This window comes from Massilia oculi, assembly GCF_017582745.1.
Taxonomy (GTDB): Bacteria; Pseudomonadota; Gammaproteobacteria; order Burkholderiales; family Burkholderiaceae_D; genus Telluria; species Telluria oculi_A.
The window spans coordinates 57,083-70,107 of record NZ_JAFVIM010000027.1 but is presented as its reverse complement, the minus strand read 5'-3'; the positions used below and the strand labels follow the sequence as shown (position 1 = coordinate 70,107).

Sequence of the window (13,025 nt, the reverse complement as noted above, 5' to 3'; positions counted from 1 at the left end):
GTGCCGCCATCCTCAATCGCTTCACGCGCTTGGGCACGCCCACGACCGTAGCGGTGACCATGCCGTAAATCCGTCTGGGGTTTGGGGTACTACGCGCTCAATTGATTTATGCAACAAAGCCCCTGGGAACGCAATGGGAATCGTTGGCGCAACACGATGCATCAGTCGACGGAAGTGAAACCCGCGGTGGCTGCTCTGCGTAATTCAGCGCCAACGCAATAAGTTCGTTCGCAAGGCACGCTGTACGCTATTCCGTCAACGTGGCCAAGCCTGAACTGTTTCGCGTCGGTAGTGTCAGCTCTGAGACTCGGGCACGATCCCACCAATGAAAGCGTCGGGCGTCGTGGCGCAGGCAGTGTCGGTCATATTCGAGTTGCCCGGTGTCGCGACCGTCGGGCCCTGCGGTAGTGACATCGCAACCGCCGGATGCCGAAAAGGTCGTCATTCATGACCTGTAGGAGAAGTCCCGCCTGCCTGACCGGCGAGCGCTGGTACTGTTAGTGAGTGGATAAAAAGTAAAGTCGAGCCAAGTATTTAAAGCATGGTGCCGACATGAGAGCAGCATTGGTAGTAGGTGATAGCCGTAAGCTGTGTGGGGATCTGAAGACCCATATGACGTCGCTCGGCTATATGACTATCGCCACTGAAAAGCATGATGCCGCGTTGAGCGCGATGGGGACAACACGGTTCGATGTAGTGTTGATCTGCAGCCCGACGCGCCCGGTGGAGCGGCGGTCATTTGCTGGCGAGCTGAAAAGCCGCTGCCATACCGCCGCTGTCATCCTGATTACAGCAAGCGATGCAACGTACGCAGCCGCAAAAGCCTGCCGATTTGCTGGCATCACTGCTGTGATCAAAGGTCCAGCCTCGCTCGTCGCGCTATGGCGTGTGATCGAGTTCGGCCTTGAGGGCTTGGGCTGTCACAGGGGATGGGTCGACGAGACCAGCGATCGACGGCACGCGGGCCCCCAGGCGGAACGGCTTTAGAAGTTCGGCGGCAGTCCGGCGAGCCCACGGGGCTTGCACCGGTCTTGCCGGCGTCTCGACGCTTCGAAGCCTAAGACTGCTTGCTATCTCTGCTACAAGTTGTTCGATTGACACCTCGGACGACATGGTAGGGTAGGCTCCCCCGAAGTTACTGCATAACCAGCTCTGGTAAGACGAGAGATCACAAAATTGAACGGCGTGCGCTAGCAGATCCGCACCACTCACCGATCCTTTTACGTACGCGCAGAGCATCGCCTGATCGGCTTCCGAGATGACGACTCCCTCAGCTTCCAGTTCGTTCATCATCTGCGCGACGCGCTTTCCTCGTAACTTCTGCATTTTTCCACCTTCTGGGCCACATCAATCGCCGCAGGTTAGCACCAGCGTGACAATTGGAGAGATTTCTGTCTAAATATTAATTGCAGTTTGCAACCCAGTACAGCGCGGTTCACTTGGAAGATTCTTAAAAACAACACATGATGCATTTCGATAATCATCGAGCGGATGATCTCTCCAGCCCGCTGTCACTCCTGACTTCCGACCACTTCAGCTACCACGGCCCGCTTCGATGCGCAGGTCATTGCACACTCGGGTGACAACCGGCGGTGACGAGGCTCCCCGCACTATTGGCGAACTTCAGCCGTTCAGGACGCGAAATGGCGTATGCATTCAGCATGGCTGATACAGGTTTGAACCGCTATTGATATGCTTTGCGCTGACCACGTACCATGCCGCTCGTAAAATAAGTTGTCGATTTAGAACGAGGGGTTTATGGACAGCTTCGAACCAATAAAGTCGGTCAACCCTTGGGATGAAGGTGATTACCGCATCCATGGTCGCGTGGTAGAAGCCCCCGACGGGGGATTCTGGCCCGCATACTCGATCGAGCGAATCCGCGGCATCCCCGATGCACCGAAACAGGCCGCTGCCTTCCACGAGGTCCGCGCACAAAGCTTTACTACCAGGGGCCTTGCAGAAATGATGGCCATATCTCACGGGGTGCAAAGGGTTCGTACACTGCACCGACTGGACTGCTGAATACTGCTGCGGTCACCCGAACAAGTCGCCAGTGCCTGCGGCTCGTTGCATTCGCCAGTATCAAATCTGACGCTAGTCCTGACACCGCTTCTCGCGCTTGCACTTGTCGCTGCACGGCGAAGCAGATCTGGCTTCGGCCACTGAACTGTGGCAGGCCCCTGTGCGGCCCTATCTCGGCAACGCCGATGCTCTGGTTTATGCGCAATGAGTATCAACGCCAGCTGCAGTAAGAGTTCTGCCAACCTGCGGTTCATTTACATTTATATTAGGTATCTTGCCATGCCCAACCATAAAGAACCGCTATGGCAACCGTTTCATCCACCGTCAACATCGACGGCGTCGACATCCAGATCACCAACCACGCCGATGCCAATGGCGACGTCACGCGTACCGTGGTCGTCCCAGTGATTACGGCGGCACGCCACGACGAAAACGGAAACGACGTCGCCGACATTCCGCTGCTAACGATACCAAGTCATGCCATGGCAATCTCGGCCCACCTGCCAACCGGATATGGCCTGCTGATGGAGGGCCCATCGGCCATACAGCCAGTGTCACGCGCGCTGGACATGCTGAATGCCCAGATCGCAGCGCACAGCCCTGAGGCCGAGCATGCCCCGATGATCGCCGCCCTCTCCGCCCAGTCATACTGGGACTTCCGTTCCTTCAAACTTACGCGAAGCTATCCATAGTTAACTTTGCTGTTGAATTCCTGCTTCACCGGGGCCGGTTTCACTTCGCACTTGACGCGCGAGGCCAGCGCCTGCCCCTCCACAGGCCGATGCGGTGGAACTCACCGCCATGTTTTTCAGGTTGATTGCCGCGTTGACGTCCCGGTCGTGCAGTGCGCAACAGCCGGGACAACGCCAATGGCGAACCGTCAGTGGAAGCACATCCATCCGGTAGCCACAGCACGAGCATGTCTTGCTGCTCGGATACCAGCGATCTACCACGACGACCTGACCGCCGCGCCGCGTCGCCTTGTATTCCAGCTGGCGGCGCAGCTCACCAAATCCCATGTCAGCGATCGCTCGGGCCAGGCGACGATTTCCGAGCATGCCCTTCACGTGCAGGTCTTCGATACCGATGGTGTGGAAATGGCGGGTGATATACGTGCTCAACTGATGCAGGCCGTTGCGCCTCAGGTCGGCGATGCTGGCGTATAGCCGGGCAAGCCTGGCTTTCGCCTTGGCACGATTGCGCGATCCTTTGACTTTGCGTGAGACCTCGCGCGACAGGCGTTGCAGACGGGCGAGCAGTGTGCCCAACGCTTTCGGGCCGGTGAACACTTCACCGGTCGACAGCGTGGCCAGCGCCGACACACCGAAGTCGACTCCCACCGCGCCTTGGGTTTCGGCTGGCGGTTGATGTTGATCCTTGATGTCAACGGTAATGCTCGCGTACCAGTGATCCGCAATCCGGCTGATCGAGGCCGAGACGATGCGCCCGGAGAAACGCAGGGATTCGCGCATGCGAACCCATCCCAGTTTTGGAATGTGGATGCGATTTTCCTCGACACGGAACTGGTCATTGCTTAATGTAAATCGATCGTCACGGCCCTTGCGGCGAAAGGTGGTATAGCGGGCACGACCTTTGAAGAAATTCTCGAATGCTTGACCCAACTGCATGATCGCCATCTGTGGTGCGTTCTTGGTCACTTCCAGCATCCAGGGGAATTGCTCGGCCTTGATCGCATTGAGCTGGCGCCGCAACGCCGCCTCATTTGGCTTGTCCACCGTCGGATCGGTCTTGCTTGCCTCGTACTGCCGCCTCCACTCGACCAAGGCCCAGTTATAGGCGAAACGTGCAGTGCCGGCGGCACGCGCCAGATACGTCGCCTGGACATTGTTCGGATCGAGTCGCATGCGATGGCCTAGATACATTGCGACTCCTTGACTGCTGTGCGCACGCCATCGATCAGCTTCTGGTTGCGGTGACTGCGGCTTCCATAGAGACGGGCCGAGAAGACGGTGATGATCTCGAGCACATCGCTGGCTAGCTCTTCTTCGATATTGGTGTCCTCGCCCTGGTTGATGATGACCACTTCGACCTGCCTTGTCTGGCACAAGGCAAATATCAGCTCCGCGCCAAAACGCAGCAACCGGTCCTTGTGCGTCAAGACCAGGCGCCCAACCTCATCTTCGACTATCCCATCGAGCAAACGTTTCAAGCCTTTCTTGCGATAGTTCATGCCCGACCCAAGGTCGGCAATCATGTCGAACGCCCATCCATGACTCGCGCAGTACAATTCAAGTACCCGCCTTTGCCGCTCCAGGTCCGCCTGTTGATCATGACTGGACACCCGCGCATAGGCGACAGTCTTGCGCACCGCCTGAGCACCGCCCTGCGTTTCAGGTCGCAAGGCGGCCAAGTCGTACCGGCGCTGACCTCCTTCTGTTCGTACCGGAGTGAGCCGACCGCTGGCCTCCCAGCGACGCAGGGTACTGGTCGAGACGCCCAAGGCTTGCGCAGCCATGCCGATGGAAACGAACTTGTTCATAATGCATAAGACTGCATAGATTTAAACAAGTTCTCATCTAACTGTTAATAACCCTACCCCGTTCATGCTGTCGACGATCACCCCGACAATGGCCAGGGACGTCGCACCGAATGCGCCCTGCAGCTGGAAAGCGTCCGCGGCACCGCCTTGAGCGCCGTCCTGGTCGATACCAACGGCCTGGGCGATATGGCGCACATCAGCCTGAGTGGCTTTGACATCACCCTCATCACAGGCGCAGGCACGTTCGAGCAAGTGCCGGGCCGCGCCAAGATCATCGCCGACAGCGCCAGCCAGACCATCATCATCGACGGCGGCCAGGACGAGGTCGACGCCGGCGGCGGCGACGACCGGATCATCATCGGTGAAGGCATCGCAGACACGATCGGCCACATCACTTACAACATAATGGATGGCGGCGAAGGCTACGATACCTTGCAGCTCAACCGCGCGAGCCGTGACGGCTACGTCCTCTACGCCAGTCGCAACGACGACGGCGACGCCACGCTGGCCGACATCGCCGACAGCTTCATTGCTGCCGATGAAGCGACGGGCGGGCTGGACGACGCGGCCTTTATTGCACATCTATACCAGACAGCACTCGAGCGCGAAGCGACGGCGCTCGAACTGTCGGAATGGAATGCGATGCTGGCCAATGGCCATGTCGATCGCGGCGACGTGCTGCTGGCTCTGGTCGAGTCGGCCGAGATGGTGGCGCTGGTCGGCGTATTGAGCACGACATTCGAAGTCGCTTGAGCCGCCAGGGACCGCCGCGCCCGTGGTCCAGCCTTCAATTCATCGATTTCGCAACAGTCGAGCAGCCGGAAGCAAGAACCTGAAGCCTTTACCTGTTCAGTATCTTGCATACTCACAAGTTCCGTAATACGCTGACCAGGTTAACTTCTGGCGAGCATCATGGGATTTTTCTCGGCATCAAAATCGTTATTTTCTGCCATCACGGGCGCACTCACGACGACCCATTCCTGGCAGTACAACACGGCCCGAGACCAGCGCACCTGCACCTGCTGCGGCCGGCAAGAGGAAATGGTCCTCGACCTCGTCAGCACGAACTGGGAAGTGCTCGTCCCCGGCGACCTGACCGCGCACGCCGCCAAGCCCGTCACCACCGCCCCACAGCCGTCCGCCGCGCCGGACCTTGCCGCGGCGCGCGCCCCTGATCCCTCCATCTGATAAAAAAAGGCCGCTGCCGCACGAAGCAGGCAACGGCCAAGTCCTCGGCAGGGCCGAGATGGAGACACAAGAGAACCGACCACATCGCCGGTAATGACATAAGTATGCGGCCACCCCGCATAGTCACAAGGCCTAAAAGAGGTAATCGCGACCGCGTCCTTGCGTCAGAGCAGTCGTACGCACTCCTGACATTCTTTTCGGCACCAATCCGCCCTTCTTTCTCAGCTTTTTTGATTCACATCAACCACGCCCCTGACACGCCTCCGATCCGGGAATAAAGTGGACTTTGAGTAATCAAAGCGTATAGGCCAGATGCCATCGAGGGTTCGCTCCCTTGGCAGATACCGGCACGCCTATCCGCCCGAGTCCGCTTTTACCGAAACGAAAGGAACGAGCATGTACAAGACCATCGTGGTTCACGTCGACGGCAGTCCCGAGCAAGAGGCGCGCCTGCGCGCCGGCGCCCTGCTGGCCAATGCCTTCGACGCCCACCTCGTCGGCAGCGCCGCCACCGGCATTTCCTGGTTCGACTATTCCCTGCTGGTCGGCTCGATGGGAGCGCCGATGATGCCCGAGTCCGATTTCAGCGGGGTGCGCGAGGCGGTCGAGGCGCGGCTCGAAGAATTCCGCACCGCCATCCAGCGCCACGGCGTCGAGAGTTTCGAAACCCGCATGCTCGAAGATGACGCCCGCTACGCCCTGCTGCTCGAATCGCGCTATGCCGATCTCGTGATCGTCAGCCGCGACGGCGAACCGATCGCCGTGCCGGGCATTCCGGCCCAGGCGCGCGGCTTGCCCGAATACGTCGCGCTGCACGGCGCGCGTCCCGTGCTGGTGGTGCCGCCCGGCTGGAAAAACCGGGCCCTGCCCGGCACCGCCGTCGTCGGCTGGGATGGCAGTATGCAGGCGATCCGCGCGATCTCCGCCGCCCTGCCCCTGCTGCGGCAGGCCGATACGGTCAAGCTCACGCTCATCAATCCCGGCGCCATGGCCGAGATGCATGGAGAAGAACCGGGCGCCGACATGGCGCTGCACCTGGCGCGCCACGGGCTCAAGGTCGACGTCGTCATCGAGACCACGCGCAGCAGCACCGGCGACGCGCTCCTCAAGGTTGCGCGCGAGCACGATGCCGGCCTGCTGGTCACGGGCGCCTTCGGCCACAGCCGCTACCGCGAGTTCGTCCTTGGCGGCGTCACCCGCGCGCTGCTGGCGGGCGCCAACACACCGCTTCTGATCGCGCACTGAGCGCAGCTGCATGCCGCGAACCTTCGCCATGGCCCCCGACACACGTCCAGATGCCGCCGGCAGCACGCGCCGGCTCGAAGGCAGCGCCTGGCTCGGCGGCACCCACCGCCATGCGCGGGTCGCCGGCAGCGGGCAAGTCCATGCCGATCTGGTGCTGTGGGCCTGGCTCGGCCGCCTCACCGGCAACCTGTCGCCGGCCGCGCTCGCCATGGCCTGGTTCGACTGGGCCAGCCACCTCATGATGTCGCCCGACAAGCAGCACGAGCTGGCCACCGACGCTGCCCTCGGCTGGCAGCGCTGGCTGCAATACCTGGTCACGCCGGCCGGCGATGCCGCCGATCTGGTGCGACCGCTGGCCCAGGATAAACGTTTCGTCGATCCGGCCTGGAATACCTGGCCCTGGCACCAGCTCAGCCAGGGCTTCCTGCTGAGCCAGCAATGGTGGCACCGCACCACCTCCACCGTGCGCGGCGTCGCGCCGCACCATGCCGACGTCGTCACCTTCGTCGCGCGCCAGCTGCTCGACTGCGTGGCGCCGTCGAATTTCGTCACCACCAACCCCGTCGTGCAGCGCGCCGTGCTGGCCAGCGGCGGGATGAACCTTGTCAACGGCGCCATGCGCGCCTGGCGCGACGTGCAAGGCCTGCTCACAGGCAAGCCGCACGTGGTCAACTACCGGCCGGGGCGCGAGGTGGCCGTCACGCCGGGCAAGGTAGTGATGCACAACCGGCTCATCGAATTGCTGCGCTATGACCCGGTCGGCCCTGCCGTGCACGAAGTCCCGCTCCTGATCGTGCCGGCCTGGATCATGAAGTTCTACATCCTCGACCTGTCGCCGCACAATTCCCTGGTGCGCTACCTGGTCGAGCGCGGCCATACCGTGTACATGGTGTCATGGAAGAATCCGCAAGCCGACGACCGCGACCTTACCATGGACGACTATCGCCAGCTGGGCATCACTGCCGCGCTCGACGCCATCGTCGCCCAGACCGGCGCCAGCAAGATCAATGCTGCCGGATATTGCCTGGGCGGCACCCTGCTCGCGATCGCCGCCGCCGCCATGGCGCGCGACCACGACCGGCGCCTGGCCAGCATCTCGCTGCTGGCGGCCCAGGTCGACTTTACCGAGCCCGGCGAGCTGTCGCTGTTCATCGACGACAGCCAGGTCAGCTTCCTGGAGGCCGCCATGTGGCAGCAGGGCTACCTCGACACGCGCCAGATGGCCGGCGCCTTCCAGCTGCTGCGCTCCAACGACCTCATCTGGTCGCGACGCCTGCGCCACTACCTGCTCGACCTGCCCGAGCAAGAGAGCGACCTGATGTCCTGGAATGCCGACGCAACCCGCATGCCCTATCGCATGCACGCCGAGTACCTGCACCGCCTGTTCCTGCGCAACAGCCTGGCCAGCTCGCGCTACCTGGCCGGTGGGCATCCCGTCTCGCTGAGCGACATCGACGTGCCCATCTGCGCGGTCGGCACGCTCACCGACCACGTCGCGCCATGGCGCTCGGTGTACAAGATCATCCCGCTCACCGATACCGAGATCACCTTCATTCTCACCAGCGGCGGCCACAATGCCGGCGTGGTCTCACCGCCGGGCAGTCCCAACCGCAGCTACCAGGTCGCCGTGCACCGGCATGACGATCCCTATATCGATCCCGACCGCTGGCTGGCGCGCGTGCCCCAGCTCGAGGGGAGTTGGTGGCCCGCCTGGGATCAATGGCTCTCGCGCCATGCTGGCAAGCATGTACCGCCGCCGGCGCCGATACCTGACACGGCGCCCGCACCGGGCGACTACGTCCTTCAGCAATAAGCCCGCCTATTCCCTTCGCTCCAACACCGCATTCGCCTGCGTCGTCGGCTGGGATGCTGGCGGCCGGCATGCTGCCTGCCGTTTTGTGTGCGCCTGTACTGGATTGCATGCGTCTCCGTATTACGGAATGGCCGGTGGGCCACATGCTTCCGGGACGATATTTACAGCCATTCAGAAACTTCAAGTTTCAAGGGAACGCGGCCTTCGCGATAGCTGACTTAGAATCAATTCGACAACTCCGCAAGCCCTTCCACACCTGTCGGCGCCGCAGTATTGACGCCGAGAACAGGTGTGGGCAACGCACTCTAGAGAAGGAAGCCACAAGCATGGACCAATTCAGCGACGTCAAGCTTACACGGCGCGACCTGTTGATCGCCGGCGCCCTGTCGGTATCGACCGCGGCCGTCCCGGGCGCGCATGCCCAGCAGGCCGCACCGACGGCTGGCGCGACCACCACTCCCGAGCCGGTCACCACCGGCGTCACCTTCACCGTCAACGGCAAGCAGGTCACCCTGGAGCTGGACACCCGCACCAGCCTGCTCGACGCGCTGCGCGAGCACCTGCACCTGACCGGTTCCAAGAAGGGTTGCGACCAGGGCCAGTGCGGCGCCTGCACCGTCATCATGGACGGGCGCCGCATCAACTCCTGCCTGTCGCTGGCGGTCATGCACGAAGGCGCCAACATCACCACCATCGAGGGCCTCGGCACGCCAGAGAAGCTCCATCCGATGCAGGCCGCCTTCATCAAGCACGACGGCTACCAGTGCGGCTACTGTACCCCCGGTCAAATCTGTGCCAGCGTGTCCGTGATCGAGGAAATCCGCCAGGGCATTCCGAGCCACGTGACCGCAGACCTGAATGCGAAACCCCTGCTCTCCGTCGAAGAGATCCGCGAACGCATGAGCGGCAATATCTGCCGATGTGGCGCCTACTCGAACATCATCGATGCGATCACCGAAGTGGGAGGGGTCAAGGCATGAAGGCATTCACCTACCAGCGCGCCACTTCGCCGGCCCAGGCCGCCCAGCTCGTCGCCCGCACCCCGAACGCCCGCTTCATCGCCGGCGGCACCAACCTGCTCGACCTCATGAAACTCGAGATCGAGACCCCGACCGCCCTGGTCGACGTCAACGGTCTTGGCTTCGACAAGATCGAGCCCACCTCCGACGGCGGCCTGCGTGTGGGCGCCCTGGTGCGCAACACCGACCTGGCGGCCGACCCGCGCGTGCGCAAGGACTACGCCGTGCTGTCGCGCGCCCTGCTGGCAGGCGCCTCGACCCAGTTGCGCAACAAGGCGACCACCTCGGGCAACCTGCTGCAGCGCACCCGCTGCCCGTATTTCTACGATACGGCGCAGAAGTGCAACAAGCGCCAGCCGGGCAGCGGCTGCGCCGCCATCGGCGGCTTCACCCGCCACCACGCCGTGGTCGGCGCCAGCGAAGCCTGCATCGCCGTGCATCCGAGCGATATGGCGATCGCCATGCGCCTGCTCGACGCCGAGGTGGAAACCGTGAAGGCCGACGGCAGCATGCGCAGCATCCCGATCGCCGACTTCCACCGCCTGCCGGGCAATACCCCGCACATCGAGACCGTGCTCGAACCGGGCGAATTGATCACCTCCGTCAAGCTGCCGAAGCCGCTGGGCGGCGTGCACGCCTACCGCAAGGTGCGCGACCGCGCCTCCTACGCTTTCGCCCTGGTATCGGTCGCCACCGTGATCCTGCCCGACGGCAGCGGCCGCGTGGCGGTCGGCGGCGTGGCGCACAAGCCATGGCGGGTCGAAGAGGCCGAACGCCAGATGGCGCAAGGCGCCAAGGCGGTATCCGACCGCCTGATGGCCGGCGCCCGCACCACCGAAGACAACGCGTTCAAGGTGGCCCTGGTGCACCGTACCCTCGCGGAAGCGATGTCCGCAGCGAAGAAAGGCTGATCCCATGAAATTCACGACTCCAGCCACCACCAATCCCATCGACCGCCAGCGCTACGTCGGCCAGCCGCTCGACCGCATCGATGGCCCGCTCAAGTGCACCGGCACCGCGCCTTACGCCTACGAGCACCACAAGGAAGTGCCGAACGCCGCCCACGGCTTCGTGGTCGGTTCCAGCATCGCCAAGGGCCGCATCGCCTCGGTCGAGATCGACGCCGCCCGCCGCGCGCCCGGCGTGCTCGCCGTGGTCACGGCCGCGAATGCCGGCAAGCTGGGTAAAGGCGACATGAACGTCGCCCACCTGCTGGCCGGCCCCAAGGTCGAGCACTACCACCAGGCCGTCGCGCTGGTGGTCGCCGAAACCTTCGAACAGGCGCGCGCCGCGTCTCACCTTGTGCGCGTGAAATACGTCGAAGAGAAAGGCAAGTTCGACCTGGCCGCCGAGAAAGACAAGGCCGTGAAACCCGACTGGGAATCCGACCCGTCCGACTCCAAGGCCGGCAACTTCCAGCGTGGATTCGATACCGCCCCGGTGAAACTCGACGCCACCTATACCACCCCGGACCAATCCCACGCGATGATGGAGCCGCACGCCACTACCGCGGTCTGGGAAGGCGACAAGCTGACCGTATGGACCTCGAACCAGATGGTCGAATGGTGCGTCAAGGACTTGTCGAAGACGCTGAACATCCCGAAGGACAAGGTGCGCGTGATCTCGCCCTACGTCGGCGGCGGCTTCGGCTCCAAGCTGTTCCTGCGCGCCGACGCCCTGCTCGCTTCGCTGGGCGCGCGCGCGGCCAAGCGTCCGGTCAAGGTAGCGCTGCACCGTCACCTGATCTTCAATAACACCACCCACCGCCCGGCCACCATCCAGCGCATCCGCATCGGCGCCGGCCGCGACGGCCGCATCACGGCCATCGGCCACGAGTCGTGGAACGGCAACCTGCCCAAGGGCAGTTCGGAAGTCGCTACCCAGCAGACCCGCCTGCTGTACGCCGGCGCCGACCGCATGACCGCGACCCGCGTCGCCCTGCTCGACCTGCCCGAAGGGAATGCGATGCGCGCGCCGGGCGAGGCGCCGGGCATGATGGCGCTCGAAATCGCAATCGACGAGATGGCCGAAAAGCTGAACATCGACCCGGTGCAGTTCCGCATCCTGAACGACACCAAGGTCGATCCCGAAAAGCCGATCCGCAAGTTCTCCGAGCGCCGCTTCGTCGAGTGCATGCGCATGGGCGCCGAGAAGTTCGGCTGGAACAAGCGCAATCCCAAGCCGGGCCAGACCCGCGAGGGCCGCTGGCTGATCGGCTACGGCGTGGCCTCGGCCTTCCGCAACAGCCCGGTGATGAAGTCGGCGGCGCGGGTGCGGCTCACGGGCGAAGGCAAGGTCATCGTCGAAACCGACATGACCGATATCGGCACCGGCAGCTACACCATCATCGGCCAGACCGCGGCCGAGATGCTGGGCGTGCCGCTCGAGCGGGTCGAGGTGCGCCTGGGCGACTCCAGCTTCCCGACCTCCGCCGGCTCGGGTGGCCAGTGGGGCGCGAACAGCTCGACCTCGGGCGTGTACGCCGCCTGCGCCAAGCTGCGCGAACAGGTCGCCGCCAAGCTTGGCGTCAAGGAAAGCGAGGCCGAGTTCGTGGACGGCGCAGTGCGTGCCGGCGGGCGCAACCTGCCGCTGGCGCAAGCCGCCGTCGGCGGCGAGCTGGTGGCCGAGGACACGATCGAATTTTCCGGTGGCCTGGACAAGAAGAACCAGCTCTCGACCTTCGGCGCCCACTTCGTCGAAGTCGCGGTCGACGCGATCACCGGCGAAGTCCGGGTGCGGCGCATGCTGGCCGTGTGCGCGGCCGGCCGCATCCTCAATCCGAAGCAGGCGCGCAGCCAGGTGATCGGCGCGATGACGATGGGCGTGGGGGCGGCGCTGATGGAACACCTGGTGGTCGACAAGCGCCTCGGCTTCTTCGCCAACCACGATCTCGCCACCTACGAGGTGCCGGTGCACGCCGACATCCCCCACCAGGAAGTCGTGTTCCTCAAGGAAGAAGACGAGCTGTCCTCGCCCATGAAAGCCAAGGGCGTCGGCGAGCTCGGTATCTGCGGGGTCGGCGCCGCGGTCGCGAATGCGATCTACAACGCCACCGGCGCGCGGGTGCGCGAATACCCGATCACGCTCGACAAGCTGATCGAGAAGATGCCGCTGTCCGCCTGACGCCGCACGCGGGGCGGCGCCGCGGCGCCGTCCCGCGTTGTTTCCTGATCCGATTCTCGATCCGATTCTTGATGCGAGCGCCGCGACTTCGGCGCCTGGAGAGGTCACGCCC

The 13,025-nt window shown here is 63.2% G+C and carries 12 protein-coding genes; 10 read left to right on the top strand and 2 right to left on the bottom strand.

Annotated features, from left to right (window positions below; all coding sequences use genetic code 11):
• Nucleotides 1–612 precede the first annotated feature (612 nt).
• The 3 genes from J3U95_RS24080 (at nucleotide 613) to J3U95_RS24070 (ending at nucleotide 2,717) form a co-directional block, all read left to right on the top strand.
• On the top strand, nucleotides 613–987 hold the full coding sequence (locus J3U95_RS24080; protein ID WP_208281172.1) for a hypothetical protein: 375 nt from the start codon (nucleotides 613–615) through the stop codon (nucleotides 985–987).
• Nucleotides 988–1,758: 771 nt separating this feature from the next.
• Nucleotides 1,759–2,025, top strand: coding sequence for a hypothetical protein (locus tag J3U95_RS24075; RefSeq protein WP_208281171.1), 267 nt, complete (start codon nucleotides 1,759–1,761; stop codon nucleotides 2,023–2,025).
• A 302-nt stretch (nucleotides 2,026–2,327) separates the two neighbouring features.
• The gene (locus tag J3U95_RS24070; protein ID WP_208281170.1) at nucleotides 2,328–2,717 is read left to right on the top strand and encodes a hypothetical protein; all 390 of its coding nucleotides are present in this window, start codon (nucleotides 2,328–2,330) and stop codon (nucleotides 2,715–2,717) included.
• On the opposite strand, the gene J3U95_RS24065 is transcribed toward J3U95_RS24070, so the two are convergent.
• Nucleotides 2,718–3,890: an RNA-guided endonuclease InsQ/TnpB family protein gene (locus J3U95_RS24065; RefSeq protein WP_229520071.1), complete on the bottom strand. Its 1,173-nt coding sequence runs from the start codon at nucleotides 3,888–3,890 to the stop codon at nucleotides 2,718–2,720.
• An 8-nt stretch (nucleotides 3,891–3,898) separates the two neighbouring features.
• Nucleotides 3,899–4,525, bottom strand: coding sequence for an IS607 family transposase (locus J3U95_RS24060; protein ID WP_208281168.1), 627 nt, complete (start codon nucleotides 4,523–4,525; stop codon nucleotides 3,899–3,901).
• Between the two features lie 147 nt (nucleotides 4,526–4,672).
• Between J3U95_RS24060 and J3U95_RS24055 the strand changes: the two genes are divergently transcribed.
• The 7 genes from J3U95_RS24055 (at nucleotide 4,673) to paoC (ending at nucleotide 12,913) form a co-directional block, all read left to right on the top strand.
• On the top strand, nucleotides 4,673–5,278 hold the full coding sequence (locus J3U95_RS24055; protein ID WP_208281167.1) for a DUF4214 domain-containing protein: 606 nt from the start codon (nucleotides 4,673–4,675) through the stop codon (nucleotides 5,276–5,278).
• A 159-nt stretch (nucleotides 5,279–5,437) separates the two neighbouring features.
• Nucleotides 5,438–5,713, top strand: coding sequence for a hypothetical protein (locus J3U95_RS24050; RefSeq protein ID WP_208281166.1), 276 nt, complete (start codon nucleotides 5,438–5,440; stop codon nucleotides 5,711–5,713).
• A 396-nt stretch (nucleotides 5,714–6,109) separates the two neighbouring features.
• On the top strand, nucleotides 6,110–6,958 hold the full coding sequence (locus tag J3U95_RS24045) for a universal stress protein (RefSeq protein ID WP_208281165.1): 849 nt from the start codon (nucleotides 6,110–6,112) through the stop codon (nucleotides 6,956–6,958).
• Between the two features lie 10 nt (nucleotides 6,959–6,968).
• Nucleotides 6,969–8,771: a PHA/PHB synthase family protein gene (locus J3U95_RS24040; RefSeq protein WP_208281164.1), complete on the top strand. Its 1,803-nt coding sequence runs from the start codon at nucleotides 6,969–6,971 to the stop codon at nucleotides 8,769–8,771.
• 326 nt (nucleotides 8,772–9,097) lie between these two features.
• A complete protein-coding gene (gene paoA, locus J3U95_RS24035; RefSeq protein WP_208281163.1) occupies nucleotides 9,098–9,751 on the top strand; it encodes an aldehyde dehydrogenase iron-sulfur subunit PaoA in 654 nt (217 codons plus the stop codon).
• Nucleotides 9,748–10,701 carry an FAD binding domain-containing protein gene (locus tag J3U95_RS24030; RefSeq protein ID WP_208281162.1) on the top strand — a complete coding sequence of 318 codons (954 nt, stop codon included), beginning with the start codon at nucleotides 9,748–9,750 and terminating at the stop codon, nucleotides 10,699–10,701. Before paoA ends, J3U95_RS24030 begins: the two co-directional genes overlap by 4 nt.
• A gap of 4 nt (nucleotides 10,702–10,705) precedes the next feature.
• Nucleotides 10,706–12,913 (top strand): aldehyde oxidoreductase molybdenum-binding subunit PaoC, encoded by a 2,208-nt coding sequence (gene paoC / locus J3U95_RS24025; RefSeq protein ID WP_208281161.1) that lies wholly within the window; start codon nucleotides 10,706–10,708, stop codon nucleotides 12,911–12,913.
• Nucleotides 12,914–13,025 lie beyond the last annotated feature (112 nt).